This window comes from Cupriavidus pinatubonensis, from assembly GCF_019602855.1.
In the GTDB taxonomy this organism is placed as follows: Bacteria; Pseudomonadota; Gammaproteobacteria; order Burkholderiales; family Burkholderiaceae; genus Cupriavidus; species Cupriavidus pinatubonensis.
This window is the reverse complement of the sequence record NZ_CP080767.1, coordinates 656171-682629: the sequence shown is the minus strand read 5'-3', so window position 1 is coordinate 682629 and position 26459 is coordinate 656171. Positions and strand designations below refer to the sequence as shown.

The following is a 26459-nucleotide window of genomic DNA, read 5'->3' as shown; positions in this document are numbered from 1 at the left end:
TGAGGTGGGTGGAAGTTAAAAAGGCCCGGCCGCCGCGGAGACTGAGGGTTGCGCAGATTCCGCCGAGGACAGCCCGCTCGCGATGTCGATCAGTGAACGCAGTGCCGGCGCGACGCCGGCAGCGCCTTCGCGCCAGAGCAGCCCGGTCTCGATCTGCGGCCCTGCCTCGCGTAACGCGAGGTACGACACGCCGGTACGGCGAAGGTTGCAGAGCGAGGCCGGCACCAGCGCCACCCCCATGCCCGCAGACACCAGGCTCACGATGGTCTGCATCTGGATGGCTTCCTGCGCGATCACTGGCGACAAGCCGTCGCGCGCATAGTAGCCTGTAATGATGTCATAAAAAACCGGCGCGCTTCGACGCGGGAAAATGATCAGCGGTTCGCGCGCGGCATCGCGCAGCGAAACTTTGCCATCCGCCGGCATGCTGCCATGCGCGGGCCGCCAGCCGTCCGGCACGGCCAGCACCAGCGGTTCGCGCACCAGCGGCAGGTAGGACAGGCCATGCGGCATCGCCGGCAACTGGGGGCGAATCACCAGCCCCGCGTCGATGCTGCCTTCGCTCAATGCTTCGAGCTGGACATCGCTGGTGGCTTCACGCAACTGAAGCTGGACCTCCGGATGCTGCGCGCGAAACCGCCGCAGAAGGTCGGGCAGGATGCCGTAATCGGCGGTGCTGACGAAGGCCAGCACGAGCGAGCCGATCTCCCCGCGTGCCAGCCTCTGGGCAAGCCCCGGCAACGCCGCAGCGTCAGCGAGCACGCGGCGAACCTCGGGCAGCCATTGCTGCCCGGCCGGCGTCATCATCACCGAACGGCGCGTGCGCACGAACAACTGCACGCCGATTTCCTCTTCCAAAGACTGAATCTGCTGGGAAAGCGGCGGCTGCGTCATGGCTAGCCGCGTGGCCGCCCTTCCGAAATGCAGCTCTTCCGCCACCGTGACGAAGTACCGCAGCTGGCGCAGGTCCAAAAGCGCTCCTGATATGTTTTTCGACTCAATAAAGGTCAAATAATATATTTGACACTCCAAAACGCAAGTCGCATTCTTTGCGCAAACCCCCGAGCCTCAGCCGAAGAACATTCCCCGGAGACACGACCATGGCATTCAACAAACGCTCCCGCAACATCACGCAAGGTGTGGCGCGTTCCCCGAACCGCTCGATGTACTACGCGCTGGGCTACCAGAAGGAAGACTTCGACAAGCCCATGGTCGGCATCGCCAACGGCCACTCGACGATCACGCCGTGCAACGCCGGCCTGCAGCGCCTGGCCGACGCCGCGATCGACGCTGTGAAGGCCTCGGACGCCAATCCGCAGGTATTCGGCACGCCGACGATCTCCGACGGCATGTCGATGGGCACCGAGGGCATGAAGTACTCGCTGATCTCGCGCGAAGTCATTGCCGACTGCATCGAGACCGCCGCCCAGGGCCAGTGGATGGACGGCGTGGTGGTGATCGGCGGCTGCGACAAGAACATGCCGGGCGGCATGATCGCGCTCGCGCGCACCAATGTGCCGGGCATCTACGTCTATGGCGGCACCATCAAGCCCGGCAACTGGAAGGGCAAGGACCTGACCATCGTGTCGTCGTTCGAGGCCGTGGGCGAATTCACCGCCGGCCGCATGAGCGAAGAAGATTTCGAGGGCGTGGAAAGGAACGCTTGTCCGTCGACCGGATCGTGCGGCGGCATGTACACCGCCAATACGATGAGCTCGTCGTTCGAGGCGCTTGGCATGTCGCTGCTGTATTCGTCGACGATGGCCAACCCCGATCAGGAAAAGGTCGATAGCGCTGCCGAATCGGCGCGCGTGCTGGTCGAGGCGATCAAGAAGGACATCAAGCCGCGCGACATCATCACGCGCAAGTCGATCGAAAACGCCGTCGCGCTGATCATGGCCACCGGTGGCTCGACCAACGCGGTGCTGCACTACCTGGCCATTGCGCACTCGGCCGAAGTCGAATGGACCATCGACGATTTCGAGCGCATCCGTCGCAAGGTGCCTGTGATCTGCAACCTGAAGCCGTCGGGCCAGTACGTGGCCACCGACCTGCACAAGGCGGGCGGCATCCCGCAGGTCATGAAGATCCTGCTGAAGGCCGGACTGCTGCATGGCGACTGCCTGACCATCACAGGCCGCACGCTGGCTGAAGAGCTGGAACACGTGCCGGACCAGCCGCGGGCCGACCAGGACGTGATCATGCCAATCGAGAAGGCGCTCTATGCGGAGGGGCATCTGGCGATCCTGAAGGGCAATCTCGCCGAGGAAGGCGCGGTGGCCAAGATCACCGGCCTGAAGAATCCGGTCATCACCGGGCCGGCGCGGGTGTTCGAGGATGAACAGAGCGCGATGGAGGCGATCCTGGCCGACAAGATCAATGCGGGGGATGTGCTGGTGCTGCGCTATCTTGGGCCCAAGGGCGGGCCCGGGATGCCGGAAATGCTGGCGCCTACGTCAGCCATTATTGGCAAGGGGTTGGGAGAGTCGGTGGGCTTCATCACCGATGGCCGGTTCTCCGGGGGCACCTGGGGGATGGTCGTCGGCCATGTCGCGCCGGAAGCGTATGTAGGCGGCAATATTGCGCTCGTGCGGGAAGGGGATTCGATCACGATCGATGCGCACAAGCTGGTGTTGCAGGTGAATGTGTCGGATGAGGAGTTGGCTCGCCGCCGGGCTGAGTGGAAACAACCTGTTGCGCGTTATACACGGGGGGTATTGGCCAAGTTTGCTCGACTGGCGTCGACGGCCAGTAAGGGGGCGGTGACGGATTGAAGGAGAGGTTCGGGCTGGGGTATCGCTCTTGGCATGCGCCGCTGTTTCGCCGGCGTAGCCGGCGACCTACTTCTTGTCCAAGCGACAAGAAGTAGGCAAGAAAGCGTCGCTGCCGCTGGCCATCAATTCCGCGGCGGCAGTGGTTCAAACGGCTTTGGACGCCTGCCATGGTGGTCGGCCGTTCGACCCTGCTACGCGTAGGTTTTCAGCGCGGTGCCTGACGACAACCGACTTTTGAACGAGCCCCGACCACGTATAGGTACAGCGTTCCAATAGCGTCAGGGGTGGGACGCCTTCGGCTGCGCTGCGCGCACGTCGTCGTCGGGGTGCGAGTTCATCAATGTCGCTGGCGCCCGAGGTCAGTTTTCTTCTCCCTCTCTCTACTTGGCGCATCAATGCAGGGGCATCGTTACTGAGGCGTGGTTTGCCCTGAGCCTGCGTGCTCAGACTTGGGCTCTGCGCGCAGCGCAGCCGAAGGCGATCACACGATATCGCCAGCAGCAGGGGCCACGAACGCTTGCAGGGCTCGTTCAATCAGCGCTGTATTCCCGACCACGGTCGTGCCCCACGCGGCAGGCAGCCTGACGGACTCTGAAGCCCATACCCGTACAACACCCCTGGCACACTACGATAAAAATTCGCCCCTTTGGGGCAAGCCGTAAACGCGCTTTTGCCTACTTTTACCGCTCGGGTAAAAGTAGGTCGCCGGCTACGCCGGCGAAACAGCGGCGCATGCCAAGCACGCCCCCCCCAAACACCTCAATCATCCCCATCCCAAAACCCCGCCTCCCGCTCCCGTCGCACGGCGCGCCGCCGCTCACCATCGACCATCGCCTGCAGGCATTCCAGCGGCCCACCGCGCACCAGTCTGACCGGACACGCGAGCATCAGGTTTTTCGGCAAGCCGAAATCTTCGACGAGGAAACCCTTTGCATCGCGCGCGCGACCTTCGTCATCCGTATCCACTCCCACCCGTTCGCACAGCGTCCCGGCGTCAGCAAAATAACCCCATACCGGCTTCTGCAGCGCCACGGCAAACCCGACCTCGAAGACCGTGCCTGAGTCCGGCTCGCCCAGCCCGCGAAAGTCGTCGAGATTGGCCATGACCATGTCGGCGCGGCGCAGCAGCGCGATGTTGGCGTCGTAGATCCAGCGCGCGGCGTCGGGCCCTTGCAGGCCCGCCGGCACCTGCTTGTCGAGCGGATACAGCCCTTCAAAGCCGTACTCGGCGCACAGCGCCTTGAGCTTCCTGCCCCGGTCGAGGGCATCTTCGCGGAACACATCGAAACCGGCCAGGTAGAGGGTCTTCATGGCATGGGCGCATATGCGCGGCGGTGGATCGGCACGATTGCCAGCATAACGCAGCGCGCACGGCAGTGGCCGGCAAGATCGTGGGGGCTGCGCTACTATTGCCGGCCTGGGCATACAGCCCGCGCCTCTCCATTCATCGCTTCCGCTCTCCACACGTTTCATGTCCGCTATCCAGATCCTTCAGGTCGGCCCGCTCGCGCCGCAGACCAATTCCACGCTGCAGGAACGCTTCAGCGCGGCCGCGCTGTGGCAGCAGGCTGATCCGCTGGCGTGGGCGCGCGAGCACGGCGGCGAGGTGCGCGTGGTGGTGACGTCCGCGCGCCATGGCTGCACGGCGGCACTGATCGGTGCGCTGCCGAAGCTCGAGGCCATTGTCAGTTTCGGCGTGGGCTATGACTCCATCGCACTGGATGCGGCACGCGCACGCGGCATCCAGGTCAGCAATACGCCCGATGTGCTCAACGACTGCGTGGCCGACCTGGCCTTCGGGCTGCTGATCGACGCGGCGCGCGGCATTGCGCATGGCGACCGCTTCGTGCGTGCGCAGCGCTGGCCGCAAGGCGGCTTTCCGCTGACCACGAGGGTGTCCGGCAAGAAGCTCGGCATCCTGGGCCTGGGTCGAATCGGCGAGATCGTGGCGCGCCGGGCCAGCGGCTTCGACATGGAGATCGCGTACCACAACCGCCGCCCGCGCGACGGTGCGCCGTGGCGCTTCGAAGGCGACCTGAAAGCGCTGGCGGCATGGTCCGACTTCCTCGTGGTGGCCGTTGTCGGCGGCCCGGAAACTGCCGGACTGGTCTCGCGCGAGGTCATCGACGCGCTGGGTCCCAAGGGCATCCTGGTCAACGTGTCGCGCGGCAGCGTGATCGACGAGGCCGCGATGGTCGAGGCGCTGGTTGAAGGCCGGCTCGGCGGCGCGGGACTCGACGTGTTCCGCGACGAACCCAATGTCCCGCCCGCGCTGCTGGCGCTCGACAATGTCGTGCTGGCACCGCACATGGCCAGCGGCACCCATGAAACGCGCGCTGCCATGACTGCCCTTACGCTCCAGAATCTGGAAGCGTTCCTGGACACCGGCAAGGTGCTCACTCCGGTCCTGTAACCGACGCTAACCTGCGCCCTATACTGGAAAACGCCGGTTACCAGGCCGGCGTCAGGAGGCGATATGGGACGCAAGTATGTCGATTGCCGCGACTACCCGAGCGACACAAACTGTACGGTCGCGCTTAGCGCCGACAGCGAAGACGAACTGCTCGAAGCCGCGGTCCAGCATGCCGTGGCCGTGCACCAGCATCAGGACACGCCTGAGCTGCGCGCGCAGCTGAAAACCATGTTCAAGGACGGCGCTCCGCCTGCTTGAACCCGTCTGGCGCGCCAGTTCCGGCGCGCCATGTCCCTGCCCTGCAATTCCGTCCTGTGCGGCATTCGCCGCGCGTGATACCCGCCTTGTGCCTTTGCCAATACCCATACTGGCCGTGATGGCGCAACATTGACGCCTCGCTATATACAGCCTTATATTGCGCCTGACAGTACACCCCAGGCCATGCGCGCACGCGCGTGTCTCCCAGGAATCTTTCCATGCACACCTCCCGCACCGACCGTTCGCCGGGCTGGGCTTTTCGGCGCCGTGCCGTTCATGTCGCCAGCGCCGCGCTGGCCGCCCTGGCGCTGGCCGCACCGCCTGCCTTTGGCGCGGACCTCGTGGTATCGGCAGCCGCAAGCCTGACCAATGCGTTCAAGACCCTGGCCGAGTCGTACGAGAAGGCGCATCCGGAGACCAAGGTCGTGCTGAACTTCGGCGCATCGGACGTGCTGATGCAGCAGATCGTCAAGGGCGCGCCGGCCGACGTGTTTGCCTCGGCGGACCAGGAGGCCATGAACAAAGCCCAGGCCGAGAAGGTCGTGGTCCCGGCGACGCGCCGCGACTTCGCCGCCAACCAGATCGTGATGATCGTGCCGCAAGACAGCAAGCTCAACCTCGGCTCGCTGCAGGACCTGACCAAACCCGAGGTGAAGCGCGTCGCCTTCGGCAACCCGGCTTCCGTGCCGGTTGGCCGCTACACCAAGAGCGCGCTGGAAGCCGCCGGCCAGTGGAACGCGGTTTCCGCCAAGGGCGTGCTCGCGCAGAACGTGCGCCAGAGCCTGGACTACGTGGCACGCGGCGAGGTTGAGGCCGGCTTCGTGTTCGCCACCGATGCGGCGGTCATGCCCGACAAGGTCAAGGTAGCCGTGCGCGTGCCGAGCCGCACGCCGGTGACTTACCCCATTGCCGTAACCAGCGTGACCAAACAGAACGCGCAGGCGACAGCCTTCGTCAGCTATGTGATGTCGGCCGAAGGCCAGGCCATCCTGGCGCGCTACGGCTTTCAGAAGCCCTGACCGGAATCGCCGCAAGCCATGGACGCTGTCTGGGTACCACTGCTGCTGTCGCTGAAGGTCGCGGGCTGGGCTACCGCGCTCAATGCCGTGCTCGGCGTGGCGGCGGCCTACGCGCTGGCGCGCTGGCGTTCGCCGGCACGCGATGTCGTCGATGCGGTGCTGACCCTGCCGCTGGTGCTGCCGCCGACGGTGCTCGGCTACTACCTGCTGGTACTGGTGGGCCGCCGCGGCGTGTTTGGCGAGTGGCTCGTCAAACTTGGCATCGAGTTGGTGTTCACGTGGCAGGGCGCGGTGCTGGCCTCGACCATCGTTGCGTTTCCGCTGGTGCTGAAATCGGCCCGCGCTGCGTTTGAAGGTGTGGACCACCAGCTCGAGAACGCGGCACGCGTGCTGGGCGTGCCGGAAGCCGGCATCTTCTTCCGCGTGACACTGCCGCTGGCCGCGCGCGGCATCGGGGCCGGCGTGCTGCTCGCATTTGCGCGCGCGCTCGGTGAGTTCGGTGCCACGCTGATGATCGCCGGCAACCTGCCCGGACGCACGCAGACGCTATCCGTCGCGATCTACGAAGCCGTGCAGGCCGGCGACGACAACACCGCTAACCTGCTGGTGCTGGTGACCTCGGTCACGTGCATCGTGCTGCTGGTGGTGGCCGGACGGCTGGTGCCGGCCACAGCGCGCAACCCGGCGGAAATCTACGAGCGCGGACGCCTGCGGCGCACGCGCCCGGTCCAGTGAGGCACGCCATGGGCATGCAAGTCAGCATCCGCAAGCGCATGGTCTCTTCCGACCGCCAGTTCGCGCTCGACATCGCCTTCGATTCGGACAGCCGGCGCATTGCGCTGTTCGGGCCATCCGGCGCGGGCAAGAGCCTGACGCTGCGCGCGATCGCCGGGCTGCTGATGCCCGACGCGGGCCGCATCGTGCTCAACGGCCGCACGCTGTTCGATGCCGACGCCGGCATCAACGTGCGTCCGCAGGAACGCCGCGTGGCTTACCTGTTCCAGGAATACGCGCTGTTCCCGCACCTGACCGTGGGCCAGAATATCGCGTTCGGTCTCGCGAAGGGCTGGCGCAATCCGCGCCGCGGCGGCACCCATCCGGAAGCGCAGCGGTGGATCGAAGCCTTCGGCCTGCGCGAGATCGTCGGAAACTACCCGGCCGAGATTTCAGGCGGACAGAAACAGCGCGTGGCACTCGCGCGCGCGCTGGTCGCGCAGCCCGATATCGTGTTGCTCGACGAACCGTTCTCCGCGCTGGACCCGGCCCTGCGCATCCGCATGCGCGAGGAATTGCGCGCGCTGCAAGCCAGCCTGGACGTGCCGATGCTCGTGATCTCGCATGATCCGGCCGATGTGGAGGCCCTTGGCGAGCACGTGCTGGAGATTCGCGAAGGCAGGATCTACGGCAGTGGCAACACGCGCCAGCATCCGCCCGTCTACGCCCCGCTGCGAGCCGGCGTGGTCTGAACCGCGCGCAGCAGGTCCACATAGGCGCCCTCGATCAGGGCGCCCGCTTCTACCCCGAGCCGTTCGAGCAGGCCATGCGCCTCGGCCACGCCGGCCGCGACGCTTTCGTCGTCGGCCAGCACGACTTCGAGCTCGAGGAAATCGCCCAGCCCTTCCACGCGATCCAGATGCACGCGCGTGCGGCCCACCAGGTACAGCGTGCGCAGCTTGCGCACGCGTCCCACTTCGCCTTGCGCAGCCGCCAGTGCCGCACGCAGCGTATCGGGCGATGCCGTCGGCGACAGGATGTAGAAGCTTTCCTTGGGACCGGCCTGGTCGGCACGCGCATAGAAGATCAGCTGGCCGCGATCCGGCCCGAACGCGCGGAGCTTGAGCCGGCCGTTGGAGCACGGGAAAAAGGTGTCGTCCTGCTCGATCCGTTCGGGACCGCTGTTTGCCAGCGCGGCGACGCGTGATTCGATGGCGCCAATGCTGTCCAGGCGTGCCTTGATTTCTACGTTTCTTGCCATGGGTTATCTGCGTAACGGGAATGACGGACGCTCAGCGCAGCCTACCCGACCACGCCGAGGATCACGGCAGATGCCTTGAAGATCGCGAGCGCGTGCACGCCTGGCGTAAGCGCCAGCGTCTGCACGCTTTCATTGGTGACGATGGCCGCGACACTGCCACCGCCGTCGAGGTCCAGCACGACTTCGGCATTGACCGCGCCCGGCACGACACGCGACACCACGCCGGGCAACTGGTTGCGCGCGGACAGACGCAGGCCCGGGTCGGGCAGGCCGATCAGGACGGAGGACGCCTTCACCAGCGCGAACGCCTCGACGCCGGGCTGCAGTTCCAGCGTCTCGACACTCTCGTGCGTGATCGTCGACACGATGGTCTGCCCGCCCGGCAAGGCCAGCACCACCTCGTCATTGACCGCGCCGCCGCGGACGCTTTCCACCTTGCCGAAAAGCTTGTTGCGCGCACTGGTACGGATCATGAAACGCCTCATCACGTTAAGGTCTTCCGCGGCGGCATCGCCAAGGCGGCCGAGATGCGCGACGAAGCGCCGGTGTTCTTCCTCGAGCGCACGATAGGTCCGGATCAACTGCTCGGCGCGCTCGGTCAGTCGCGTGCCGCCGCCGCCCTTGCCGCCGGCGGCGCGCACCACGAGCGCTTCGCCCGCGCTGTTGTTCATGGCGTCGATGGCATCCCACGCGGCCTTGTAGCTGATGCCTACGGCGCGCGCGGCGGCCGTGATCGAGCCCTGCTCGCCAATGGCGGCCAGCAGCGCGATGCGGTCCTTGCCGCCCCAGTCCTGCGAGCCGGCGCGGAACCAGATGGCCCCCTGGAGTTCAAGCATGGCGTGAATGGCGCCGCCTTTGCGATGGCGGCGCGACAGAGTCGGAATGCGGCTATGGTAATCGCTTTGCGCCGCCAAGCCGTCCTTCGGGCTCCTGATGCACGGGGATGTACCAGTGCATGCGTCCGCCGGCAAAGACCTGCCGGTCCATCTGCCGCATCAGGCTCCACGCCGTGAAACGGTCGACCGCCAGGTCCACCCACGCCCACGGACGCTCGGGATCGCCATCGCGCACGATCTCCACGGCGTTGACCGGCGCATGCCGCGCGAGCATGTCGCGCAGCATCGCTTCGGTCACGTCGCGGTGCAGGCCGCGGATCGGTATCTGCATGGCTTTCGTGGCCCTCGAACCTACGCGCGTCAGGCCATGATGTGCACGCCGCCATCCACGTACATCGTGTTGCCGGAGATGCGCCGTGCATACGGTGTGGCCAGGTAGGCCGTCGCGAAGCCGACGTCCATGATGTCGACCAGTTCGCCGAGCGGCGCACGTCCCGCGGCCTCGGCAAGCATCAGGTCAAAGTCCTTCAGGCCCGATGCCGCGCGCGTCTTGAGCGGTCCCGGCGAAATCGCATGCACGCGGATACCTCGCGGCCCGAGTTCGTGCGCGAGATAGCGGCAGCTCGCTTCCAGCGCGGCCTTGACCGGCCCCATCAGGTCGTAGTTGGGCACCACGCGGTTCGCGCCCTCATAGCTCATGGCGAACAGCGTGCCGCCTTGGGTCATCAGCGGCACCGCGCGCCGCGCCATGCGGATGAACGAGTGGCACGAGATATCCATCGCACGCGCGAAGCCTGCCGCGGACGAGTTGATCAGCCCGCCCTGCAGGTCTTCCTTCGGGGCAAACGCGACCGAGTGCACGACGGCATCGAGCCGGCCCCAGTCGCTGGCAATGCGTGCGAACAGCGCGTCCATCTGCGTGTCGTCCTCGACATTGAGCGGCATCAGGATCGGCGCCTGCACCGCTTCGGCCAGTGGCGCGACGTGGGGATGGGCCTTGTCGTTGAGATACGTCAGCGCGATCTCCGCGCCCAGTTCGCGGAATGCGCGCGCACATCCCCAGGCAATCGAATCGGCATTGGCGACGCCGACGATCAGCACACGCGCGCCGGCCAGCGGCGGACTCGATACTTGCACCATGGCGAACTCCCGGAAGGCTTCAGTCAGTGATGGCTAAGTGCGCGGACCGGCGTTGCGCTTGCCGGTCGTCTGCGTGTTGCTTGCTTCGGGACGCGTTACCCGCGCGCGTCCGTTGCCGGACTTTGCCGCCGAAGCCCCTGGCGCGACCGCCGGCTCGATCGGCTGTGGCCCGCCATGCGCGTGGTCGGTGCCAAGCATGTCGGCCACTTCGCGGTAGCGCGCCAGGCGTTCACCCTCCAATGGTGCGATCACGGTCAGTACGCGATGCGCGGCCACCATCAGCCTGCGCCGCTCGTCCTCGTCCGGTACGAGTTGCGGCAGCGCACGGAGCGCGCGCTGGCGGTCAAGCTGCACGATGGAGGTCTGCTGCCGCACGAGTGACTTGAACTCGGCCAGCGTCAGGCGGCCGCGCCCTTCCGGCTGTTCGCGCGCCATCTGGCGCAGCAGGTTGAACGGTCGCTCCTCGATCGCCGCGTTGGCGTCAGCCACGTAGGCCAGGATCCGCACGAAAGCTTCGCGCATACCGCCCTGTTCCGTGGCCGCCTGGGCGTCGCTCAGTCGGCGCTGTGCCAGTTCCTTGCGCAACTGCACCGTCACCGGCGATTCCAGGTTGACTGGCGCCTGCGCCTGCATGCCCACCAGCGCCGCCATCATCGGCGACTGGTAAAGGGTTTCGAACGCGAGTTCATACCAGGCATCGCGCGCATCGCGGTACTGGTCCAGGGCGCTGATAATCTGCGCCGACACCGCGCGCTCCATTGTCAGGAACGGATTGTCCTGCGCGACCGGCTGCCGGTGCTCGCGCACCATCGGCGCCAGTGCGCGGATCCACGCCATCCACGGATTGTTGTCGGTGGCGAGCGAGCGCTCCAGGCGCGACGGGTGAACGGCGCGCGCGGCCTCGGCGGTGAGCTCGGTCGTTGAGGCACGCACCACTGGCGACGCGAAGGTGTCGTAGAGATGCTGGTTGACTTCCGAAATCCGGCGCACCACCTCGAACGGACGCTCATCTTCGCGACCATCGTCCAGTGCGAGGATGTCGGCAATCTTGCGGCGCTCGAAGCGCACCATGTAGCGTCCTTCGATGAGGTCGCGATGCGGCGTACCCGGCGCGATGTCCTCGATCTTCGCCTCGTACAGGCCCGGCGGCAGCACGTCGATAAGATCGAGCGCGCAAAACAGTTCGCTGTGCTCGCGGTTGGCCACGCCAGCCGAAACAAAAATGCCGAGGTGCCCGACGGTCGGATGCAGGCAGTACACGATGACCTGGTCATTGGCCACCAGTTCCTCGTCCGTCGCGTAGAGGTCGGGAATCCAGTTCAGCGCCTGCTGCGGCGGCGTGATGTTGTCCCCCCACGACGCGAACACGACGATCGGCGAGCGGATGTTGCGCAGGTCCACCACCGTCTTGCCGTCGGCGCTGCGCACCTGCCCTGCGGTGAGGCGGTTGCCGACGAACAGGTTCTGCACGATCCAGTCGATCTCGGCGCGGTTCATCAGGAAGTGGCCGCCCCACCATCGCTCGAACTCGAGGAAGCGCGGACCTTCCGTATCGGCCTTCGCGTAGACGTTGTAGAGCTTGCCCCACAGCGTGTTTGAAGGATTGAGCTGCTCGAAGTTCTGCACGAGCCATGCGCCGTCGAAGCGGCCATTGCCCAGGTCCGCCGTCAGCGAGGCGAGCCAGGAGCCGCCAAGCAGGCCGCCGCTGTAGCGCATCGGGTTGGTGCCGCGCACGCCCGCCCAGTACGACAGCGGCGCGCCGGCCACCAGCAGCGGGCCGACGGCGTCCGGTGCCACCGCCGCGAGGATCATCAGCGCCCAGCCCGCCTGGCAGTTGCCGACCACGAACGGTTTGCCGGGTGCGTCAGGGTGGCGTTCGTTGATGATCTTCATGAAGCCGGCCTCGGCGCGCGCGACGGCCTCGATGGTCTGGCCCGGACATGGGTCGCGGAAGAACGTGATGAAGTAGCACGGGTGCCCCATGCGCAGCGCGATGCCGATTTCGCTGTCCGCCTTGAAGCCGCCAATGCCCGGACCATGTCCAGCGCGCGGGTCGATGACGACGAACGGCCGCTTGGCCGGATCGGTCGGCATGTCGGCGGGCGGGATGATGCGCAGCAGCGCGTAGTTGACCGGCTCGGGCAGCGTGCGCGCGTCAGCGAGCGTCTCGTGCTCGAACACGAGCACGGGCGGCATGCCTTCACGCTCGTGCTCGGTGGATTCATTGCCGCGCTGGCGCAGGATGTCCTGCAGCAGGATGGAGCGCTGCCACGCATCGACGCCGTATTCGACGGCGGCCCATGGCCACGCAAAGAACGGGGCGAAGGCGCCGAACTGCGCCAGTGCACCGTTGGATTCAGGCTGGCCGGACTGCGTGCCCGGCGTGCCGGTGGATTCGCTAGCTGACATTCCACTTCCCCTGATTGGTGTCGGCGGACGCGCCACGCGTGCCGGAACAGTCCTTCGGGAACATCTGGATGTGACGCGTTGTGCTAAGCAGCAAAAACAAGCCTACCAGCGTGTCGTGCCAATGGCAATCGCGGAAACGTGTCGCTCGTGAGCCGGTTTGCGCACCTCGTTGCAGCGCTGCGTGGGCATTTCAGCACATCCGGAATGACGGAAAGGAAAGATTCGTGGCCTATACTGGGCCCGATGCGCCTTGCGCAGCGCAACATGCCGACCAACCTGACCGGAATCCGCCATGACTGCTGCCTCGTCCGCCCTGTCTCTGCCTGCCGAGCCCCGCCCCCCCGGCACCGACAAGTACGCCACGTTGCTGGCACGCTGCGCCGGCCTGCCGCCGATTCCCACTGCCGTGGCACACCCGTGCGACGCCTCATCGCTGAGCGGTGCGATGCAAGCCGCCAGCCTCGGACTGATCGTGCCAATCCTGTTCGGTCCGCAAGCGCGTATCCGTGAAGTCGCGGCCGAACAGGGGCTACCGCTCGGCGATACCGTCATCATCGATACGCCGCATAGCCATGCCTCCGCCGCGCGGGCGGTCGAAGCGGTGCGCAATGGTGAAGCGGAGCTGCTCATGAAGGGCAGCCTGCACACCGATGAACTGCTGCACGAAGTGACCGCCTCGGGCAGCGGCCTGCGTACGGGCCGGCGACTGTCGCACGTATTCGCGATGGATGTGCCGAGCTACCACAAGCCGCTGTTCATCACCGATGCCGCGGTGAACATTTTCCCCACGCTCAATGACAAGGCCGACATTTGCCGCAATGCGATCGACCTCGTGCGCGTGCTCGGCGTCGAGCGCCCGAAGGTGGCCATCCTGTCAGCCGTGGAAACCGTGACCGACAAGATCCCGTCGACGATCGATGCCGCGGCGCTGTGCACGATGAGCCGGCGCGGGCAGATCACCGGCGCGCTGCTCGACGGCCCGCTTGCGTTCGACAACGCCATCAGCCGCGAGGCCGCCGTGACCAAGGGCATTGACTCGGAAGTGGCCGGCGACCCTGACATCCTTCTCGTACCCGACCTCGAAGCCGGCAACATGCTGGCCAAGCAGCTCACCTTCCTGGCGGGCGCCGAAGCCGCCGGCATCGTGCTGGGGGCTCGCGTGCCCATCATCCTGACCAGCCGCGCCGACAGCGTGCGCGCGCGCATCGGCAGCTGCGCCATCGCGGTCCTGCTCGCGCATGCGCGCCGCAGCGCCGAAGCCGCCGTACCGGTCTGAGCTGCCCCCCCACCTTATGCGGAGTGCATCGAGCGTGAGTGCCACCCATCCCGTCATCCTGGTCGTCAATGCCGGCTCTTCCAGCGTCAAGGTTTCCGTCTACACCGTGCCGGAAGCCGCGCATGACAACGCAGATATCAACCCCGTACTGAGCGCGCACGGGCAGATCGAAAGCATCGGCGTCGCGCCGCGGCTGCGCGCGAGCATGGCCGATGGCCATGTCGTCGCCGACGAATCGTTTCCCGTCGCGCAGGTCGCCGACCACGACGCAGCCTTCCGCCTGATACGCCTGGTGCTGAGCGTGGGGCTGCGCGACAACCCGCCGGTCGCCATCGGCCACCGCGTGGTCCACGGCGGCAGCGACTTCGCGCAGGCCGTGCGCATCGACGACGACGTGATCTCGCGCCTCGAGGCGCTGATCCCGCTGGCGCCGCTGCACCAGCCCCATAACCTCACTGCGATCCGTGCGGTGCGCAAGGCCGCCCCTGACCTGCTGCAAGTCGCCTGTTTCGACACGGCCTTCCATGCCGGGCACGACATGCTTGCCCAGTTGATAGCGCTGCCCTACGAGTACTACGAGCGGGGCATCCGGCGCTACGGCTTCCACGGGCTGTCCTACGAGTACATCGCCCGGCGCCTGGGCCAGGTGGCACCTGACGTCGCCGCGGGCCGCGTGATCGTGGCCCACCTGGGCAACGGCGCAAGCCTGTGCGCCATGCGCGATGGCCGCAGCGTGGAAAGCACCATGGGACTGACGGCGCTAGACGGCATGCCGATGGGCACGCGCTGCGGCTCCATCGACCCGGGCGCGGTGCTGTGGCTGGCGCAGCAGGGCATGACCGCCGACGCGATCCAGACGATGTTGTATGGCGCTTCCGGCCTGAAGGGACTATCAGGGGTCAGCAGCGACATGCGCGCGCTTCTGGCGAGCGAAGAGCCGCGCGCGCGGCTCGCGGTGGACTTCTACGCCTACCGCGCGGCGCAGGAGATCGGCAAGCTGGCCGTCACGCTCGGCGGCCTGGACACGCTGGTGTTCACCGCCGGCATCGGCGCCAATTCGCCGCCGGTGCGCGCACGCATCTGCGCACACCTGACGGACCTGTTCGGCATCAGCCTGGACAACGCGGCCAACAACGACAACAGCCAGCGCGTGAGCAGCGACGCCAGCCGCGTGCCGGTGCTGGTGCTGCCCACCGACGAGGAAGGCATGATCGCGCTGAGCACCGCGCGCATCCTGCGCGAAAGCGGCAAGCTGTAAGGCCGGCGCGGCGCTCGCCGCGCGTCAGGCTTCCAGGTAGTGCGCGCGCAGCTGCTCCACGTCGACGTCCAGCCCGTCGCGCAGGAAGCCATTCATGCTGCCGTACTCGGCCTCGATGGCCTGCACGGACGCATCGAGGTAGCTGGCGCGCACCTCGAGCAGTGGCATCATGACCTCCGGCCGAATGCCAAATTGCGTGATGCGCTCCAGCGCCTGCGTGTTGAAACGGGCATTGCGCTGGTTCGATTCCAGGTAGTTGGCGAGGATATCGTCCTGCCCCACACCCAGCGCCGAGAGCAGCAGCAGCGACGCGAAGCCCGTGCGGTCCTTGCCCGCGGTGCAGTGATACAGCAGCGTCTTGCCCGACTGCGCATTGCGCATGAAGTCACCGAACACCTGCCGGTAGCGCACCGGGAAATCGCGATAGACGCCGATCATGAACGCATCGACGTCTTCCGGCGTGCTCTCGCGCAGCCGCGGCATCAGCACGTCCATGGCCATGCTGCCTTCGAGCACCGGCATGGCGATCCAGTTGAAACGTTGCCCGAACGGCGCTTCGTCGGCCGACTTCTCGCCCGGAGAGCGGAAGTCCACGACGGCATCGAGCGCCAGGCCCTGCAACCGCTCGATGTCGGCGACCGACGCGAGCGCGGGATTGCCGCTGCGGTACAGGCGGCCATGCCGAACGCGGCGGCCGCCGGCTCCGGCGAGTCCGCCGAGGTCCCGTGCGTTGCTGATGCTTTCCAATCCGAGTTCGCTTCCGTTTGCGGCAGGCCCGAACGGCACTACCGTGTGCAAGCCCGGCGCGTGCGATGCCCGCAGGCATCCGGCCCAGGCCAACCAATGGCTGATCATCTGTTGTCCTCTTATCTGTCTTCTCCGGCGCTGTCCGTTCGCGCCTCGTTCCTGACGATCCTTCAGGCTGCTGCCGGCGCTGTGGTGCGGCCGCGATAGGCCGGCACGTACCAACGCAAATGGCAGCCGGCAATGTAGCGCCCATCAAGGCGATGCACCAGCTTCCATACCGCCAGCGCGCCCGCCGCGATGTCGACCCATGCCCAGGGACGGTTCGGATCGCCTTCGCGCACGAGTTCCACTGCACGCACTTCCGCATACGGCTTCAGCGCCTTGCGCAAGGTTGCAGCATCAACGCCGGGCCGTAGACCACGCACCAAAACCTTCATGATCGACTCCTAATTATTTCAGATCACTGCCTGCGCATGCGTCACCTGCAGATTTCCCGCATTGCGCCAGACCCCGGGGCATGCCGTTTGCCTTGCTGCATGCGCCTTTACAGGTAAGACGCCGCTGACGCGCGAGGAATCCCCACATCGCTTGCAATCTTGATCTGGCTCATGGCGGCCGCAATTTGCGCCGGATTCAACTCGACAAAAGCGTTGAACCTCGACCGAAATTTCCGATCGCTCGAACGCGGCGGTTCCGTCATAAGCGGGGTCGCTGCCGCACCCCTGATGCCAAGCGCACGACACCTGTTCACGCGGGGCTGGCACAATACGCGCCATGAAAAGTCTCTGGTCCGCCTTTGTCAAACTGCTGGTGCTCGCCGTGATCGGCGGCGCGCTGCTTGCCACCGTGGCCGTGCTCGTGGCCAATCGCCAGCTGCCATCGCTCGATGCCCTGACCGCGTTCCGCGGCACATCCGACTACGTGCCGCTACGCGAATTCCCGCGCGACCTGACCGACGCGGTGGTCGCCATCGAGGACGAGCGGTTCTACCTGCATGATGGCATCGACTACGTCGGCGTGATCCGTGCGGGCGTCGCCAATCTGTCCGACGAGCTGTCGCAGGGCGCATCGACCATCACCATGCAGGTCGCGCGCAACTTCTTCCTGTCACGTGAGAAGACGTACACCCGCAAGCTGTATGAAGTGCTGCTGTCGTACCGGATCGAACATGCGATGAGCAAGGATGAGATCCTTGAGCTCTACATGAACAAGATCTACCTTGGGCAAGGGGCGTATGGATTTGCCGATGCGGCGCGGACTTATTTTGGCAAGCCGGTTGAGCGGTTGACGCTTGCCGAATGCGCAATGCTTGCGGGGTTGCCCAAGGCACCGTCTGCCAATAACCCTGTCGTCAATCCGCGGCGGGCGCGGCAGCGGCAGGCTTATATCCTGCATCGGATGCTGGAGTTGGGGAAGATTTCCAGGGGCGAGTATGACGGGGCGTTGCTGGAGCCGATGAGGTTGAAGTAGGGGGTGGATTTTTTGGGGCTTGGCGGGTTATCGCTCTTGGCATGCGCCGCTGACGTCCCACCAACATCCCAATTACTCCAATACCCCCCGATGCCTCCCCACCGCCTCCTGCACGATCTCCAGCAGCCCGGTGCCAGCATCGGCATCCACGTGGCCGAGCAGAGCTCGACGCATCCGGGGCTCCCAAAACCGCTTGATATGCCCGGCGATATCGGCCAATGCCTCCTCTCGATCCGGCATAGCCTCAAAGAAGCTGCCAATCTGATTGGCCATCGTAATCAGGTTGTCGATCTTCATACCAGACTCGCTTCGTGTTGCAGTCGTTGGGGATGGGAATAAACCACGTGGCCACTCGCGCGGACGAAGCCGGCCAGCGTAATGTTGGCCTGCTCGGCGAGCCGCACGGCCAGTGCCGTGGGCGCTGAAACGGCAGCGAGCACACCGGCGCCAATGGCCGCAGTCTTGAGCACCATTTCATAGCTCGCGCGGCTGGTCACCAGCACCGCGCCGCTGGCAATGTCCTCGCCGCTGCGCGCGAGCGCACCGGCAAGTTTGTCGAGCGCATTGTGGCGCCCCACGTCCTCGCGCACCATCGCGACATGGCCGTCGGCACGCAGCCAAGCAGCAGCATGCGTTGCGCCGGTTTCGCGCTGCAGCGCCTGCCGCAACTGGAGCTGCACGAACGCGGCCTGGATCACGTCGGTGTGGAAGCTCGCTGCACTCTTCACCGGCGCAGGCATGCGCATCACCTGCTCCAGCGATTCCGTACCACACAGGCCACAGCCAGTGCGGCCGGCCAGCGATCGGCGCCGCTCCTTGAGACCCATGAAGGCTTCCGAGGCGATCTCGATACGCACGGCAATGCCGTGTTCGCGCGCCTCGGTCTCGATGTCGTACACATCGCGCGCATTGGAGACAATGCCTTCGCTCAGGCTGAAGCCAAGCGCGAAGTCTTCGAGATCAGCCGGCGTGGCCAGCATCACCGCATGGGAGATACCGTTGTATTCCAGCGCGACGGGCACCTCTTCAGCGAGCTCGTCAGGACTCAGCGCATGTTCGCCGTGGCGCCACCGGCTCACCGCGAAGGTGCTGTGCGTGGCCGGTTCGCCATCCGCTTCCTGGACCGGTTCGAGTTCCGGTCCGTTCATGCAGCGCATCATGATGCGATCCTCCTGTCAGCCCACCGCGGCCTGGGCCGAATCGGTGCTCGCCGCTTCGAGCAGCTGAAGCTGCTGCGCGTTGAACGCCTGATATTGCTTCTGCCATTCCGAAGGTTGCGCCACCGGCATCACCTGCACCGCGGTCACCTTGTACTCGGGGCAGTTGGTGGCCCAGTCGGAGTTGTCGGTCGTGATCACGTTGGCGCCCGATTCCGGGAAGTGGAAGGTCGTGTAGACCACGCCCGGCTGCATGCGCTCGCTGACAATCGCGCGCAGTACGGTCTCCCCTGCCCGGCTCTGCACGCCGACCCAGTCGCCGTCCTTGATGCCGCGCTCCTCGGCATCATGCGGATGGAGCTCGAGCCGATCCTCGTCGTGCCAGTGGACGTTCTCGGTGCGGCGTGTCTGCGCGCCCACGTTGTACTGCGACAGAATGCGGCCCGTGGTCAGGATCAGCGGGTAGGCACGCGTGATCTTCTCGGTGGTCGGCACGTACTTGGTGATGATGAACTTGCCCTTGCCGCGCACGAAGCGGTCGATGTGCATGGTCGGCGTTCCTTCAGGCGCGTCTTCGTTGCACGGCCACTGGATGCTGCCCAGTTCGTCGAGGCGCTTGTAGCTCACGCCGTGGAACGTCGGTGTCAGGCGCGCGATCTCGTCCATGATCTCGGACGGGTTCTTGTAATTCATCGGGTAGCCGAGCGCATTCGCCAGCAGGATGGTCGCTTCCCAGTCTGCGTAGCCGGCCTTGGGCGGCATCACCTTGCGCACGCGCGAGATGCGGCGTTCCGCGTTGGTGAAGGTGCCGTCCTTCTCCAGGAACGACGAACCCGGCAGGAACACGTGCGCGTACTTGGCGGTTTCGTTCAGGAAGATGTCCTGCACCACGATGCATTCCATCGACGACAGTGCTTCGGCCACGTGCTGCGTGTTCGGGTCGGACTGGACGATGTCCTCGCCCTGGCAGTACATGCCCATGAAGCTGCCGCCGAGCGCGGCTTCGAACATGTTCGGGATGCGCAGGCCCGGCTCCGGGCTGATCTCCACGTTCCATGCCGATTCGAACAGCGCGCGCACGGTCGAGTCCGACACGTGGCGATAGCCCGGCAGTTCATGCGGGAACGAGCCCATATCGCACGAACCCTGCACGTTGTTCTGGCCGCGCAGCGGGTTCACGCCCACGCCTTCGCGGCCGACGTTTCCGGTGGCCATGGCGAGGTTGGCGATGCCCATCACCGTGGTCGAGCCCTGTGCATGCTCGGTCACGCCGAGGCCGTAGTAGATGGCCGCGTTGCCGCCGGTGGCGTAGAGACGCGCGGCGCCGCGCAGCGTGTCGGCCGGCACGCCGGTCACTTCGGCCATGGCTTCGGGCGAGTTCTCGGGCTGCGAGACGAAGTCGCGCCATTGCTGGAACGCGCGGTCTTCGCAACGCTCGGCGATGAACTCGTCGGCAAGCAGGCCTTCGGTCACGATCACGTGGGCCATCGACGTCACCAGCGCGACGTTGGTGCCCGGACGCAGTTGCAGGTGGAAGTCGGCGCGGATATGCGGCGAATCGACCAGGTCGATTTTGCGCGGGTCAGCGACGATCAGCTTCGCACCGGCACGCAGGCGCTTCTTCATGCGCGAGGCGAACACCGGGTGGCCGTCGGTCGGGTTAGCGCCGATCACCATGATCACGTCGGACTTCTCGACCGACTTGAAGGTCTGCGTGCCGGCCGATTCACCGAGCGTCTGCTTCAGACCGTAACCGGTCGGCGAATGGCAGACCCGTGCGCAGGTGTCGACGTTGTTGTTGCCGAATGCGGCGCGCACAAGCTTCTGCACGAGGTAGCCTTCCTCGTTCGTGCAGCGCGACGACACGATGCCGCCGATCGAATCCTTGCCATGCTTGGCCTGGATGCGCTTGAATTCCGAAGCCGCGTAGTTGATGGCCTCTTCCCACGACACTTCGCGCCACGGATCGGTGATCTTCGCGCGGATCATCGGCTTGAGGATGCGGTCCTGGTGCGTGGCGTAACCCCAGGCGAAGCGGCCCTTCACGCACGCGTGGCCTTCGTTGGCCTTGCCGTCCTTGTACGGCACCATGCGCACGACTTCGTTGCCCTTCATCTCGGCCTTGAACGAGCAGCCGACGCCGCAGTAAGCGCACGTCGTGACGACGCTGCGCGGCGCCTGGCCCAGCTTGATGACGGAAGTCTCGGTCAGCGTCGCGGTCGGGCAAGCCTGCACGCAGGCGCCGCACGACACGCAATCCGATTCCATGAACGACTGGCTGGTGCCCGGCGACACGCGCGAGTCGAAGCCGCGGCCCGAGATCGTCAGCGCGAACGTGCCTTGCGTTTCCTCGCATGCGCGCACGCAGCGGTTGCAGACGATGCACTTGGACGGATCGTAGGTGAAGTAAGGATTGGACTCATCCTTCTTCATGTCGGTGTGCGTGGCGATCGGGCCGCCGTCGTTGTAGCGCACTTCACGCAGGCCCACTTCGCCAGCCATGTCCTGCAGCTCGCAGTTGCCATTGGTCGGGCAAGTCAGGCAATCGAGCGGGTGGTCGGAGATGTACAGCTCCATCACGCCGCGGCGCAGGTCGGACAGCTTGTCGCTCTGCGTCTTGACCTTCATGCCGGCTTCCACCGGCGTCGTGCACGAGGCCGGATAGCCGCGGCGCCCTTCGATCTCGACCAGGCACAGGCGGCACGAGCCGAACGACTTCAGGCTGTCGGTCGCGCACAGCTTGGGCACGCTGACCTCCGCCTCCATCGCGGCGCGCATCACCGACGTGCCAGCCGGCACGGTGACGCTGACGCCATCGATCTCGAGGGTGACCATTTCGGTCGATTCGCTGGCGGGGGTGCCGAAGTCAATCACATCGCGGCAATCCATGGTTGTCTCCCGTAGTTCTGTTCTGGCGCAGGCTCAGGCCGCCTTGGCTGGGTTGGAGGCGAGGCCGAAGTCCTCGGGGAATTCGTTGAGTGCGGACAGCACCGGGTACGGCGTCATACCGCCCATGGCGCAGAGCGAGCCGTTGAGCATGGTGTCGCACAGGTCGCGCACCAGCTTCACATGCTTGACCGGCTCGTTGCCGGCGATGATCCGGTCCATGACTTCCACGCCGCGCGTGGAGCCGATCCGGCACGGCGTGCACTTACCGCATGATTCGATCGCGCAGAACTCCATCGCGTAGCGTGCCTGCTTCGCCATGTCGACAGTCTCGTCGAACACCACGATGCCGCCGTGGCCGACTACACCACCGAATGCCGCATAGGCTTCGTAGTCCATCGGCACATCGAAGCGCGCTTCGGGCAGATAGGCGCCGAGCGGGCCGCCCACCTGCACCGCGCGTACGGCGCGGCCGCTGCGCGTGCCACCGCCGTAGTCGTAGAGCAGTTCACGCAGCGTCACGCCGAATGCCTTTTCGACCAGACCACCTTGCTTGATATTGCCGGCGAGCTGGAACGGCAGCGTGCCGCGTGAACGACCCATGCCGAAGTCTCGGTAGTGCTGCGCGCCGCGCGCGAGGATGACGGGCACCGTCGCGAGCGAAATCACGTTGTTGATGACGGTGGGCTTGCCAAACAGGCCCTCCAGCGCCGGGAGCGGCGGCTTGGCGCGCACCACGCCACGTTTACCTTCCAGGCTTTCGAGCAGCGCGGTTTCCTCGCCGCACACATAGGCGCCGGCGCCCTTGCGCACTTCCAGGTGGAAGCGCTTGCCGCTGCCGCGGATGTCGTCGCCGAGCCAGCCGGCGGCCGTTGCCGTAGCAATGGCTGCATTCAGCACGGCAATCGCATGCGGGTATTCGGAACGGCAGTAGATATAGCCGTACTCCGCACCGACCGCGAGACCGGCGATGGTCATGCCCTCGATCAGCACGAACGGGTCGTCTTCCATCACCATGCGGTCGGAGAACGTGCCCGAATCGCCTTCGTCGGCATTGCAGACGATGTACTTGACCGCGGACTTCGCGCCGAGCACGGTCTTCCACTTAATGCCGGTGGGAAACGCCGCGCCGCCACGGCCACGCAGGCCGGAGTCGGTCACTTCCTGCACGATCGCGGCAGGCTCCATCGCCAGCGCGCGTTCGAGGCCGGCATAGCCTTCATGCGCGCGGTAGTCGTCGAGCGACAGCGGATCGGTGATGCCGACACGCGCGAACGTCAGGCGTTCCTGGCGCTTGAGGAAAGGAATCTCGTCGGTCAGGCCATGCGCGAGTGCGTGCTCCGCGCCTTGCAGCAAGCCGGCATCGAACAGACCCGGCACATCGTCGCCGCTGACCGGGCCGTAGGCCACGCGGCCTGCTTCCGTCTGCACTTCGACCAGCGGCTCCAGCCAGAACATGCCGCGCGAACCGTTGCGCACGATGCGCACCGACTCGCCACGCGCAGCGGCTTCACGTGCTATCGCGCGCGCCACGTCGTCGGCGCCGAGTGCCAGCGCGGTGGAGTCGCGCGGGACGAAGATGGTGGTGACAGCGGCGCTCATGCCTGGGCCTCCTCGTTGGCGGTCTGGTCGGCGCGCAGCTTGCGCACCAGCACGTCGAAGCGCTTTGCGTCGACATAGCCGTGCAGTTGCTCGCCCATCATCACGGCCGGGCCGCAGGCGCACTGGCCGAGGCAATAGACCGGCTCCAGCGTGACGGCACCGTCGGCGGTGGTTTCATGGAAGTCGCAACCGAGTGCGCGCTTCGCGTGCTCGGCCAGCGCCTCGGCGCCGACCGACTGGCAGGCCTCGGCACGGCAGACCTGCACCACGTGGCGGCCGGCCGGCTGCTGGCGGAAATGGTGGTAGAACGTGATCACGCCATGCACCTCGGCACGTGACAGGTTCAGCGCCTTGGCGATGACCGGCACGGCCGTGTCGGGGATGTAGCCGTGGGTGTCCTGGATTTCGTGCAGGATGGGCAGCAAGGCGCCCGGCATATCCTGGCGCGCCGCCACGATCGCGGCGATGGCCGCTGTGCGGGCCGCGTCGGCCGGCGCCGGAGCGGAAGTGGCGGTATCTGGCATGGCGTCTCCTGTGGGGGCCGCGCCCTCTGCAGGGCGACCGTTTATATGCTATTTTTTTCCTATTTACCGGGGTATAACCACGGCTTTATGGCCGTTGCAGCGACTATAAATAACTGTTTGGACTGATTCAATAAGCTATTTTGTTCATATGATCCGCATCTCGATCTCCCCCCATCTGCAGATCCGGGACGATGACCACCCGGCTGCCGAGCCGCTGGACGTGTCGCGCCTGGTGGCGCTGCTGGGCCATATCGAGGCCTCCGGCAGCATCAGCCAGTCCGCGGAGGCCGTCGCGTTGTCTTACCGCTACGCGTGGGGCATCCTGCGCGATGCCGAATCGCTGTTCGGCGGCCCGCTGATCGCCAAGACACGCGGGCGCGGCAGCGCGCTCACGCCGCTCGCTCAGCAGCTCGTGTGGGCCAGCAAGCGCATCGGCGCACGGCTGTCGCCGACGCTGGACAGCCTGGCGTCGGAGCTGGAGATCGAACTGAAGAAGCTGATGGATCGCACCGATCCGACGGTGCGCCTGCACGCCAGCCATGGTTTCGCCGTGGCGGCGTTGCGCGATTTCCTCGATGAGCAGCAGGTGCGGCACGACCTGAAGTACTGCGGCAGCGTCGAAGCGGTGGCCGCGCTGGCCGAAGGCGCCTGCGATATCGCGGGCTTTCATGTGCCGGTCGGCGAGTTCGAGCACGGCATGGTCCGGCACTTCACCACGTGGCTCAAACCGGACACGCACTGCCTGATCCACCTTGCGGTGCGCAGCCAGGGGTTGTTCGTGCGCATGGGCAATCCGCTCGGCGTACAGACGCTCGAAGACCTGACGCGGCGTGAAGTGCGCTTCGTCAACCGCCAGGTCGGCTCCGGCACCCGGCTGCTGCTGGACCTGATCCTGGAAGCGCGCGGCATCGACCCCGCCCGGATCGAGGGCTACAACAACGGCGAGTTCACCCACGCAGCGGTAGCGGCCTATATCGGCAGCGGCATGGCGGATGTGGGTTTTGGTGTAGAAACCGCCGCGCGGCGTTTCGGGCTGGAATTCGTGCCGGTGCTGAAGGAGCGATACTTCTTCGCCATCGAAAAGAAGATGCTGGCCAGCCAGGCGCTGGCCGGCGCCGTGGGTGCGCTCACGAGCGAGACCTTCCGCCAGCGCGTCGATGCGCTGCCCGGTTATGACGGCAGCCTGACCGGGACGGTTCTGACCTTGGCGGAGGCATTTCCGGAATACCGGGCCGGGAAACGCTGAGCGGAATATCCGGCTCTATCGCTGTCTTAGCGGATCAGCAGCGAAAGCCGGTCGGGATGATCGGCCCAGTCGGCATGGTCGGGCAGCGGCCCCTTGGCCTTCCGCAACGGCAGCCAGTCAGGGCGGCGCGCAAGTTCGGCGTTGATCGCCACGAAATGGCGCTGGTCTTCCGGCAAGTCATGCTCGGAGTAGATGGCGCCCACCGGGCACAGCGGCACGCACATCGAACAGTCGATGCACTGGTCAGGATCGATGGCAAGGAAGTTGGGTCCTTCGTGGAAGCACGACATGGGGCAGACTTCCACGCAATCGGTGTGGCGGCACTGGATGCAGGCATCCGTTACGACAAAGGTCATCGGGGGCGAACAGCGGACAGCAAACTCCGCCATGCTAGCGCGCCGCCACGGCACGAGGGATGGCGCCCACTGTCCGAGTCGTTCAAATTGCTTCAAGCCGCTCAGTAGATCTCCGGCACGATCATGTCCTGCGGCACCGGCATGCGCACGTAATCGGCATGCCGCTCGCGCTTGGGCAGCACGACGGACGAGCTCTCCACATCTGTATAGCGAACTTGTCGCAGCAGGTGGTCGATACAGTTCAGGCGCGCGCGCTTCTTGTCCACGGCCTGCACCACCCACCACGGTGCCTCGGGGATATGCGTGCGTTCCAGCATGATCTCCTTGGCGCGCGTGTAGTCTTCCCAGCGCCGGCGCGACTCCAGATCCATCGGACTGAGCTTCCACTGCTTGAGCGGATCATGGATGCGGCTCAGGAAGCGCAGATGCTGTTCGTCGTCGGAAATCGAGAACCAGTACTTGATGACCTGAATACCCGAGCGCACCAGCATGCGTTCGAACTCCGGCACGGAGCGGAAGAATTCCTCGTACTGGTCGTCGTTGCAGAAACCCATGACGCGCTCGACGCCGGCGCGGTTGTACCAGCTGCGGTCGAACAGCACGATCTCGCCTGCGGCGGGCAAGTGCGACACATAGCGCTGGAAATACCACTGCGTGCGCTCGCGGTCGTTGGGCGCGGGCAGCGCGGCCACGCGGCAGACGCGCGGGTTCAGCCGCTGCGAGATACGCTTGATCACGCCGCCTTTGCCGGCCGCGTCGCGCCCTTCGAACAGCACCACCAGCTTGTGCCCCGTGCTGACGACCCAGCTCTGCAGCTTGACCAGTTCGCCCTGCAAGCGGAACAACTCGTGGAAGTAGTGGTGCCGATGTGCCCGCTCGTCGGGGCCGTCCTCGACGAGCATTGCGTGGCCGTCGGGCCCCAGCACGAACTCGCGGTCTTCGAGCTCCAGTTCGAGTTCTTCGTCGTAGTTGTCCGCCACCTCGCGGTGGATGCGCCGGATCAGCGCTTCTTCGTGGTCTGTCATGGCTCGCTCCGCATGCTTGGGCCGCGTGGTACGGTTCCGGAAGGTTCGGCACAGACCCTCCGGGTGGCGATGCTAGCGCAGCAATGTG

Annotated in this window: 26 protein-coding genes; 10 read left to right on the top strand and 16 right to left on the bottom strand. The window is 65.8% G+C overall.

Translation table 11 applies throughout. The annotated features are described in order from the left end of the window. Positions 1–15: 15 nt before the first annotated feature. Positions 16–972 (bottom strand): LysR family transcriptional regulator, encoded by a 957-nt coding sequence (locus K2O51_RS15690; RefSeq protein ID WP_011296827.1) that lies wholly within the window; start codon positions 970–972, stop codon positions 16–18. Between the two features lie 128 nt (positions 973–1100). Between K2O51_RS15690 and ilvD the strand changes: the two genes are divergently transcribed. Beyond that, on the top strand, positions 1101–2774 hold the full coding sequence (gene ilvD / locus K2O51_RS15685) for a dihydroxy-acid dehydratase (RefSeq protein ID WP_011296826.1): 1674 nt from the start codon (positions 1101–1103) through the stop codon (positions 2772–2774). 759 nt (positions 2775–3533) lie between these two features. On the opposite strand, the gene K2O51_RS15680 is transcribed toward ilvD, so the two are convergent. Beyond that, complete coding sequence (locus K2O51_RS15680) at positions 3534–4085, bottom strand: nucleoside 2-deoxyribosyltransferase (RefSeq protein WP_011296825.1); 552 nt, start codon at positions 4083–4085, stop codon at positions 3534–3536. Positions 4086–4245: 160 nt separating this feature from the next. Here K2O51_RS15680 and K2O51_RS15675 point away from each other — a divergent pair, with 160 nt between their 5' ends. The 5 genes from K2O51_RS15675 to K2O51_RS15655 all read left to right on the top strand — a co-directional run bounded on the left by K2O51_RS15675 (position 4246) and on the right by K2O51_RS15655 (position 7930). Then, positions 4246–5187, top strand: coding sequence for a 2-hydroxyacid dehydrogenase (locus tag K2O51_RS15675; RefSeq protein ID WP_220631321.1), 942 nt, complete (start codon positions 4246–4248; stop codon positions 5185–5187). Between the two features lie 63 nt (positions 5188–5250). Next, the gene (locus K2O51_RS15670; RefSeq protein WP_011296823.1) at positions 5251–5445 is read left to right on the top strand and encodes a DUF1059 domain-containing protein; all 195 of its coding nucleotides are present in this window, start codon (positions 5251–5253) and stop codon (positions 5443–5445) included. Between the two features lie 218 nt (positions 5446–5663). Further along, entirely contained in the window at positions 5664–6464 is an 801-nt protein-coding gene (gene modA, locus K2O51_RS15665) for a molybdate ABC transporter substrate-binding protein (RefSeq protein ID WP_011296822.1), read from the top strand. An 18-nt stretch (positions 6465–6482) separates the two neighbouring features. Next, positions 6483–7199 carry a molybdate ABC transporter permease subunit gene (gene modB, locus K2O51_RS15660; RefSeq protein ID WP_011296821.1) on the top strand — a complete coding sequence of 239 codons (717 nt, stop codon included), beginning with the start codon at positions 6483–6485 and terminating at the stop codon, positions 7197–7199. A gap of 8 nt (positions 7200–7207) precedes the next feature. Then, positions 7208–7930, top strand: coding sequence for an ATP-binding cassette domain-containing protein (locus K2O51_RS15655; RefSeq protein ID WP_011296820.1), 723 nt, complete (start codon positions 7208–7210; stop codon positions 7928–7930). On the opposite strand, the gene K2O51_RS15650 is transcribed toward K2O51_RS15655, so the two are convergent. Genes K2O51_RS15650 through K2O51_RS15630 form a run of 5 tightly spaced genes read right to left on the bottom strand, consistent with a single transcriptional unit; the run spans position 7900 to position 12824 of the window. Beyond that, on the bottom strand, positions 7900–8439 hold the full coding sequence (locus tag K2O51_RS15650) for a class IV adenylate cyclase (protein WP_011296819.1): 540 nt from the start codon (positions 8437–8439) through the stop codon (positions 7900–7902). The two genes, K2O51_RS15655 and K2O51_RS15650, sit on opposite strands and share 31 nt — an antisense overlap. Before the next feature lie 41 nt (positions 8440–8480). Continuing rightward, positions 8481–9275 carry a TOBE domain-containing protein gene (locus K2O51_RS15645; protein ID WP_041679830.1) on the bottom strand — a complete coding sequence of 265 codons (795 nt, stop codon included), beginning with the start codon at positions 9273–9275 and terminating at the stop codon, positions 8481–8483. A 52-nt stretch (positions 9276–9327) separates the two neighbouring features. Then, positions 9328–9606 carry an RNA recognition motif domain-containing protein gene (locus K2O51_RS15640; protein ID WP_220631320.1) on the bottom strand — a complete coding sequence of 93 codons (279 nt, stop codon included), beginning with the start codon at positions 9604–9606 and terminating at the stop codon, positions 9328–9330. Between the two features lie 29 nt (positions 9607–9635). Beyond that, positions 9636–10415 (bottom strand): enoyl-ACP reductase FabI, encoded by a 780-nt coding sequence (fabI, locus tag K2O51_RS15635; protein WP_011296816.1) that lies wholly within the window; start codon positions 10413–10415, stop codon positions 9636–9638. 33 nt (positions 10416–10448) lie between these two features. Further along, positions 10449–12824: a DUF3141 domain-containing protein gene (locus K2O51_RS15630; RefSeq protein WP_011296815.1), complete on the bottom strand. Its 2376-nt coding sequence runs from the start codon at positions 12822–12824 to the stop codon at positions 10449–10451. 292 nt (positions 12825–13116) lie between these two features. On the opposite strand from K2O51_RS15630, the gene K2O51_RS15625 reads away from it, so the two are divergent. Both K2O51_RS15625 and K2O51_RS15620 read left to right on the top strand, forming a co-directional pair. Beyond that, positions 13117–14100: a phosphate acetyltransferase gene (locus K2O51_RS15625; RefSeq protein WP_220631319.1), complete on the top strand. Its 984-nt coding sequence runs from the start codon at positions 13117–13119 to the stop codon at positions 14098–14100. A 34-nt stretch (positions 14101–14134) separates the two neighbouring features. Further along, entirely contained in the window at positions 14135–15358 is a 1224-nt protein-coding gene (locus K2O51_RS15620) for an acetate/propionate family kinase (RefSeq protein WP_220631318.1), read from the top strand. A 24-nt stretch (positions 15359–15382) separates the two neighbouring features. Here K2O51_RS15620 and K2O51_RS15615 read toward each other — a convergent pair whose 3' ends face one another. Continuing rightward, the gene (locus K2O51_RS15615) at positions 15383–16213 is read right to left on the bottom strand and encodes a tyrosine-protein phosphatase (protein ID WP_011296812.1); all 831 of its coding nucleotides are present in this window, start codon (positions 16211–16213) and stop codon (positions 15383–15385) included. Positions 16214–16275: 62 nt separating this feature from the next. Continuing rightward, complete coding sequence (locus K2O51_RS15610; RefSeq protein WP_011296811.1) at positions 16276–16542, bottom strand: RNA-binding protein; 267 nt, start codon at positions 16540–16542, stop codon at positions 16276–16278. 337 nt (positions 16543–16879) lie between these two features. On the opposite strand from K2O51_RS15610, the gene K2O51_RS15605 reads away from it, so the two are divergent. Then, the gene (locus tag K2O51_RS15605) at positions 16880–17575 is read left to right on the top strand and encodes a transglycosylase domain-containing protein (RefSeq protein WP_011296810.1); all 696 of its coding nucleotides are present in this window, start codon (positions 16880–16882) and stop codon (positions 17573–17575) included. 72 nt (positions 17576–17647) lie between these two features. Here K2O51_RS15605 and K2O51_RS15600 read toward each other — a convergent pair whose 3' ends face one another. Genes K2O51_RS15600 through K2O51_RS15580 form a run of 5 tightly spaced genes read right to left on the bottom strand, consistent with a single transcriptional unit; the run spans position 17648 to position 23744 of the window. After that, positions 17648–17872 carry a formate dehydrogenase subunit delta gene (locus K2O51_RS15600; protein WP_011296809.1) on the bottom strand — a complete coding sequence of 75 codons (225 nt, stop codon included), beginning with the start codon at positions 17870–17872 and terminating at the stop codon, positions 17648–17650. Then, positions 17869–18735 (bottom strand): formate dehydrogenase accessory sulfurtransferase FdhD, encoded by an 867-nt coding sequence (gene fdhD / locus K2O51_RS15595; RefSeq protein WP_181184446.1) that lies wholly within the window; start codon positions 18733–18735, stop codon positions 17869–17871. Before fdhD ends, K2O51_RS15600 begins: the two co-directional genes overlap by 4 nt. A 15-nt stretch (positions 18736–18750) precedes the next feature. Next, positions 18751–21621, bottom strand: a complete 2871-nt coding sequence (gene fdhF, locus K2O51_RS15590; RefSeq protein ID WP_140950574.1) for a formate dehydrogenase subunit alpha — start codon at positions 21619–21621, stop codon at positions 18751–18753. Positions 21622–21654: 33 nt separating this feature from the next. Then, positions 21655–23220 (bottom strand): formate dehydrogenase beta subunit, encoded by a 1566-nt coding sequence (locus K2O51_RS15585; RefSeq protein ID WP_220631317.1) that lies wholly within the window; start codon positions 23218–23220, stop codon positions 21655–21657. Further along, complete coding sequence (locus tag K2O51_RS15580) at positions 23217–23744, bottom strand: formate dehydrogenase subunit gamma (protein WP_220631316.1); 528 nt, start codon at positions 23742–23744, stop codon at positions 23217–23219. The genes K2O51_RS15585 and K2O51_RS15580 overlap by 4 nt, the downstream gene beginning before the upstream one ends. Positions 23745–23892: 148 nt before the next feature. On the opposite strand from K2O51_RS15580, the gene K2O51_RS15575 reads away from it, so the two are divergent. After that, a complete protein-coding gene (locus K2O51_RS15575) occupies positions 23893–24990 on the top strand; it encodes a substrate-binding domain-containing protein (protein ID WP_011296804.1) in 1098 nt (365 codons plus the stop codon). 26 nt (positions 24991–25016) lie between these two features. On the opposite strand, the gene fdxA is transcribed toward K2O51_RS15575, so the two are convergent. Further along, positions 25017–25346 carry a ferredoxin FdxA gene (gene fdxA, locus K2O51_RS15570; protein ID WP_220631643.1) on the bottom strand — a complete coding sequence of 110 codons (330 nt, stop codon included), beginning with the start codon at positions 25344–25346 and terminating at the stop codon, positions 25017–25019. Between the two features lie 101 nt (positions 25347–25447). Continuing rightward, on the bottom strand, positions 25448–26371 hold the full coding sequence (gene ppk2, locus K2O51_RS15565; protein ID WP_220631315.1) for a polyphosphate kinase 2: 924 nt from the start codon (positions 26369–26371) through the stop codon (positions 25448–25450). Positions 26372–26459: the final 88 nt, after the last annotated feature.

What these genes read in the sequence shown, in the direction of transcription:
- ilvD (WP_011296826.1), top strand. Translation starts at nt 1,101, where the DNA reads ATGGCATTCAACAAACGCTCCCGCAACATCACGCAAGGTGTGGCGCGT.
- K2O51_RS15680 (WP_011296825.1), bottom strand. Translation starts at nt 4,085, where the DNA reads ATGAAGACCCTCTACCTGGCCGGTTTCGATGTGTTCCGCGAAGATGCC.
- K2O51_RS15675 (WP_220631321.1), top strand. Translation starts at nt 4,246, where the DNA reads ATGTCCGCTATCCAGATCCTTCAGGTCGGCCCGCTCGCGCCGCAGACC.
- K2O51_RS15670 (WP_011296823.1), top strand. Translation starts at nt 5,251, where the DNA reads ATGGGACGCAAGTATGTCGATTGCCGCGACTACCCGAGCGACACAAAC.
- modA (WP_011296822.1), top strand. Translation starts at nt 5,664, where the DNA reads ATGCACACCTCCCGCACCGACCGTTCGCCGGGCTGGGCTTTTCGGCGC.
- modB (WP_011296821.1), top strand. Translation starts at nt 6,483, where the DNA reads ATGGACGCTGTCTGGGTACCACTGCTGCTGTCGCTGAAGGTCGCGGGC.
- K2O51_RS15655 (WP_011296820.1), top strand. Translation starts at nt 7,208, where the DNA reads ATGGGCATGCAAGTCAGCATCCGCAAGCGCATGGTCTCTTCCGACCGC.
- K2O51_RS15650 (WP_011296819.1), bottom strand. Translation starts at nt 8,439, where the DNA reads ATGGCAAGAAACGTAGAAATCAAGGCACGCCTGGACAGCATTGGCGCC.
- K2O51_RS15645 (WP_041679830.1), bottom strand. Translation starts at nt 9,275, where the DNA reads ATGCTTGAACTCCAGGGGGCCATCTGGTTCCGCGCCGGCTCGCAGGAC.
- K2O51_RS15640 (WP_220631320.1), bottom strand. Translation starts at nt 9,606, where the DNA reads ATGCAGATACCGATCCGCGGCCTGCACCGCGACGTGACCGAAGCGATG.
- fabI (WP_011296816.1), bottom strand. Translation starts at nt 10,415, where the DNA reads ATGGTGCAAGTATCGAGTCCGCCGCTGGCCGGCGCGCGTGTGCTGATC.
- K2O51_RS15630 (WP_011296815.1), bottom strand. Translation starts at nt 12,824, where the DNA reads ATGTCAGCTAGCGAATCCACCGGCACGCCGGGCACGCAGTCCGGCCAG.
- K2O51_RS15625 (WP_220631319.1), top strand. Translation starts at nt 13,117, where the DNA reads ATGACTGCTGCCTCGTCCGCCCTGTCTCTGCCTGCCGAGCCCCGCCCC.
- K2O51_RS15615 (WP_011296812.1), bottom strand. Translation starts at nt 16,213, where the DNA reads ATGATCAGCCATTGGTTGGCCTGGGCCGGATGCCTGCGGGCATCGCAC.
- K2O51_RS15610 (WP_011296811.1), bottom strand. Translation starts at nt 16,542, where the DNA reads ATGAAGGTTTTGGTGCGTGGTCTACGGCCCGGCGTTGATGCTGCAACC.
- K2O51_RS15605 (WP_011296810.1), top strand. Translation starts at nt 16,880, where the DNA reads ATGAAAAGTCTCTGGTCCGCCTTTGTCAAACTGCTGGTGCTCGCCGTG.
- K2O51_RS15600 (WP_011296809.1), bottom strand. Translation starts at nt 17,872, where the DNA reads ATGAAGATCGACAACCTGATTACGATGGCCAATCAGATTGGCAGCTTC.
- fdhD (WP_181184446.1), bottom strand. Translation starts at nt 18,735, where the DNA reads ATGATGCGCTGCATGAACGGACCGGAACTCGAACCGGTCCAGGAAGCG.
- fdhF (WP_140950574.1), bottom strand. Translation starts at nt 21,621, where the DNA reads ATGGATTGCCGCGATGTGATTGACTTCGGCACCCCCGCCAGCGAATCG.
- K2O51_RS15585 (WP_220631317.1), bottom strand. Translation starts at nt 23,220, where the DNA reads ATGAGCGCCGCTGTCACCACCATCTTCGTCCCGCGCGACTCCACCGCG.
- K2O51_RS15580 (WP_220631316.1), bottom strand. Translation starts at nt 23,744, where the DNA reads ATGCCAGATACCGCCACTTCCGCTCCGGCGCCGGCCGACGCGGCCCGC.
- K2O51_RS15575 (WP_011296804.1), top strand. Translation starts at nt 23,893, where the DNA reads ATGATCCGCATCTCGATCTCCCCCCATCTGCAGATCCGGGACGATGAC.
- fdxA (WP_220631643.1), bottom strand. Translation starts at nt 25,346, where the DNA reads ATGACCTTTGTCGTAACGGATGCCTGCATCCAGTGCCGCCACACCGAT.
- ppk2 (WP_220631315.1), bottom strand. Translation starts at nt 26,371, where the DNA reads ATGACAGACCACGAAGAAGCGCTGATCCGGCGCATCCACCGCGAGGTG.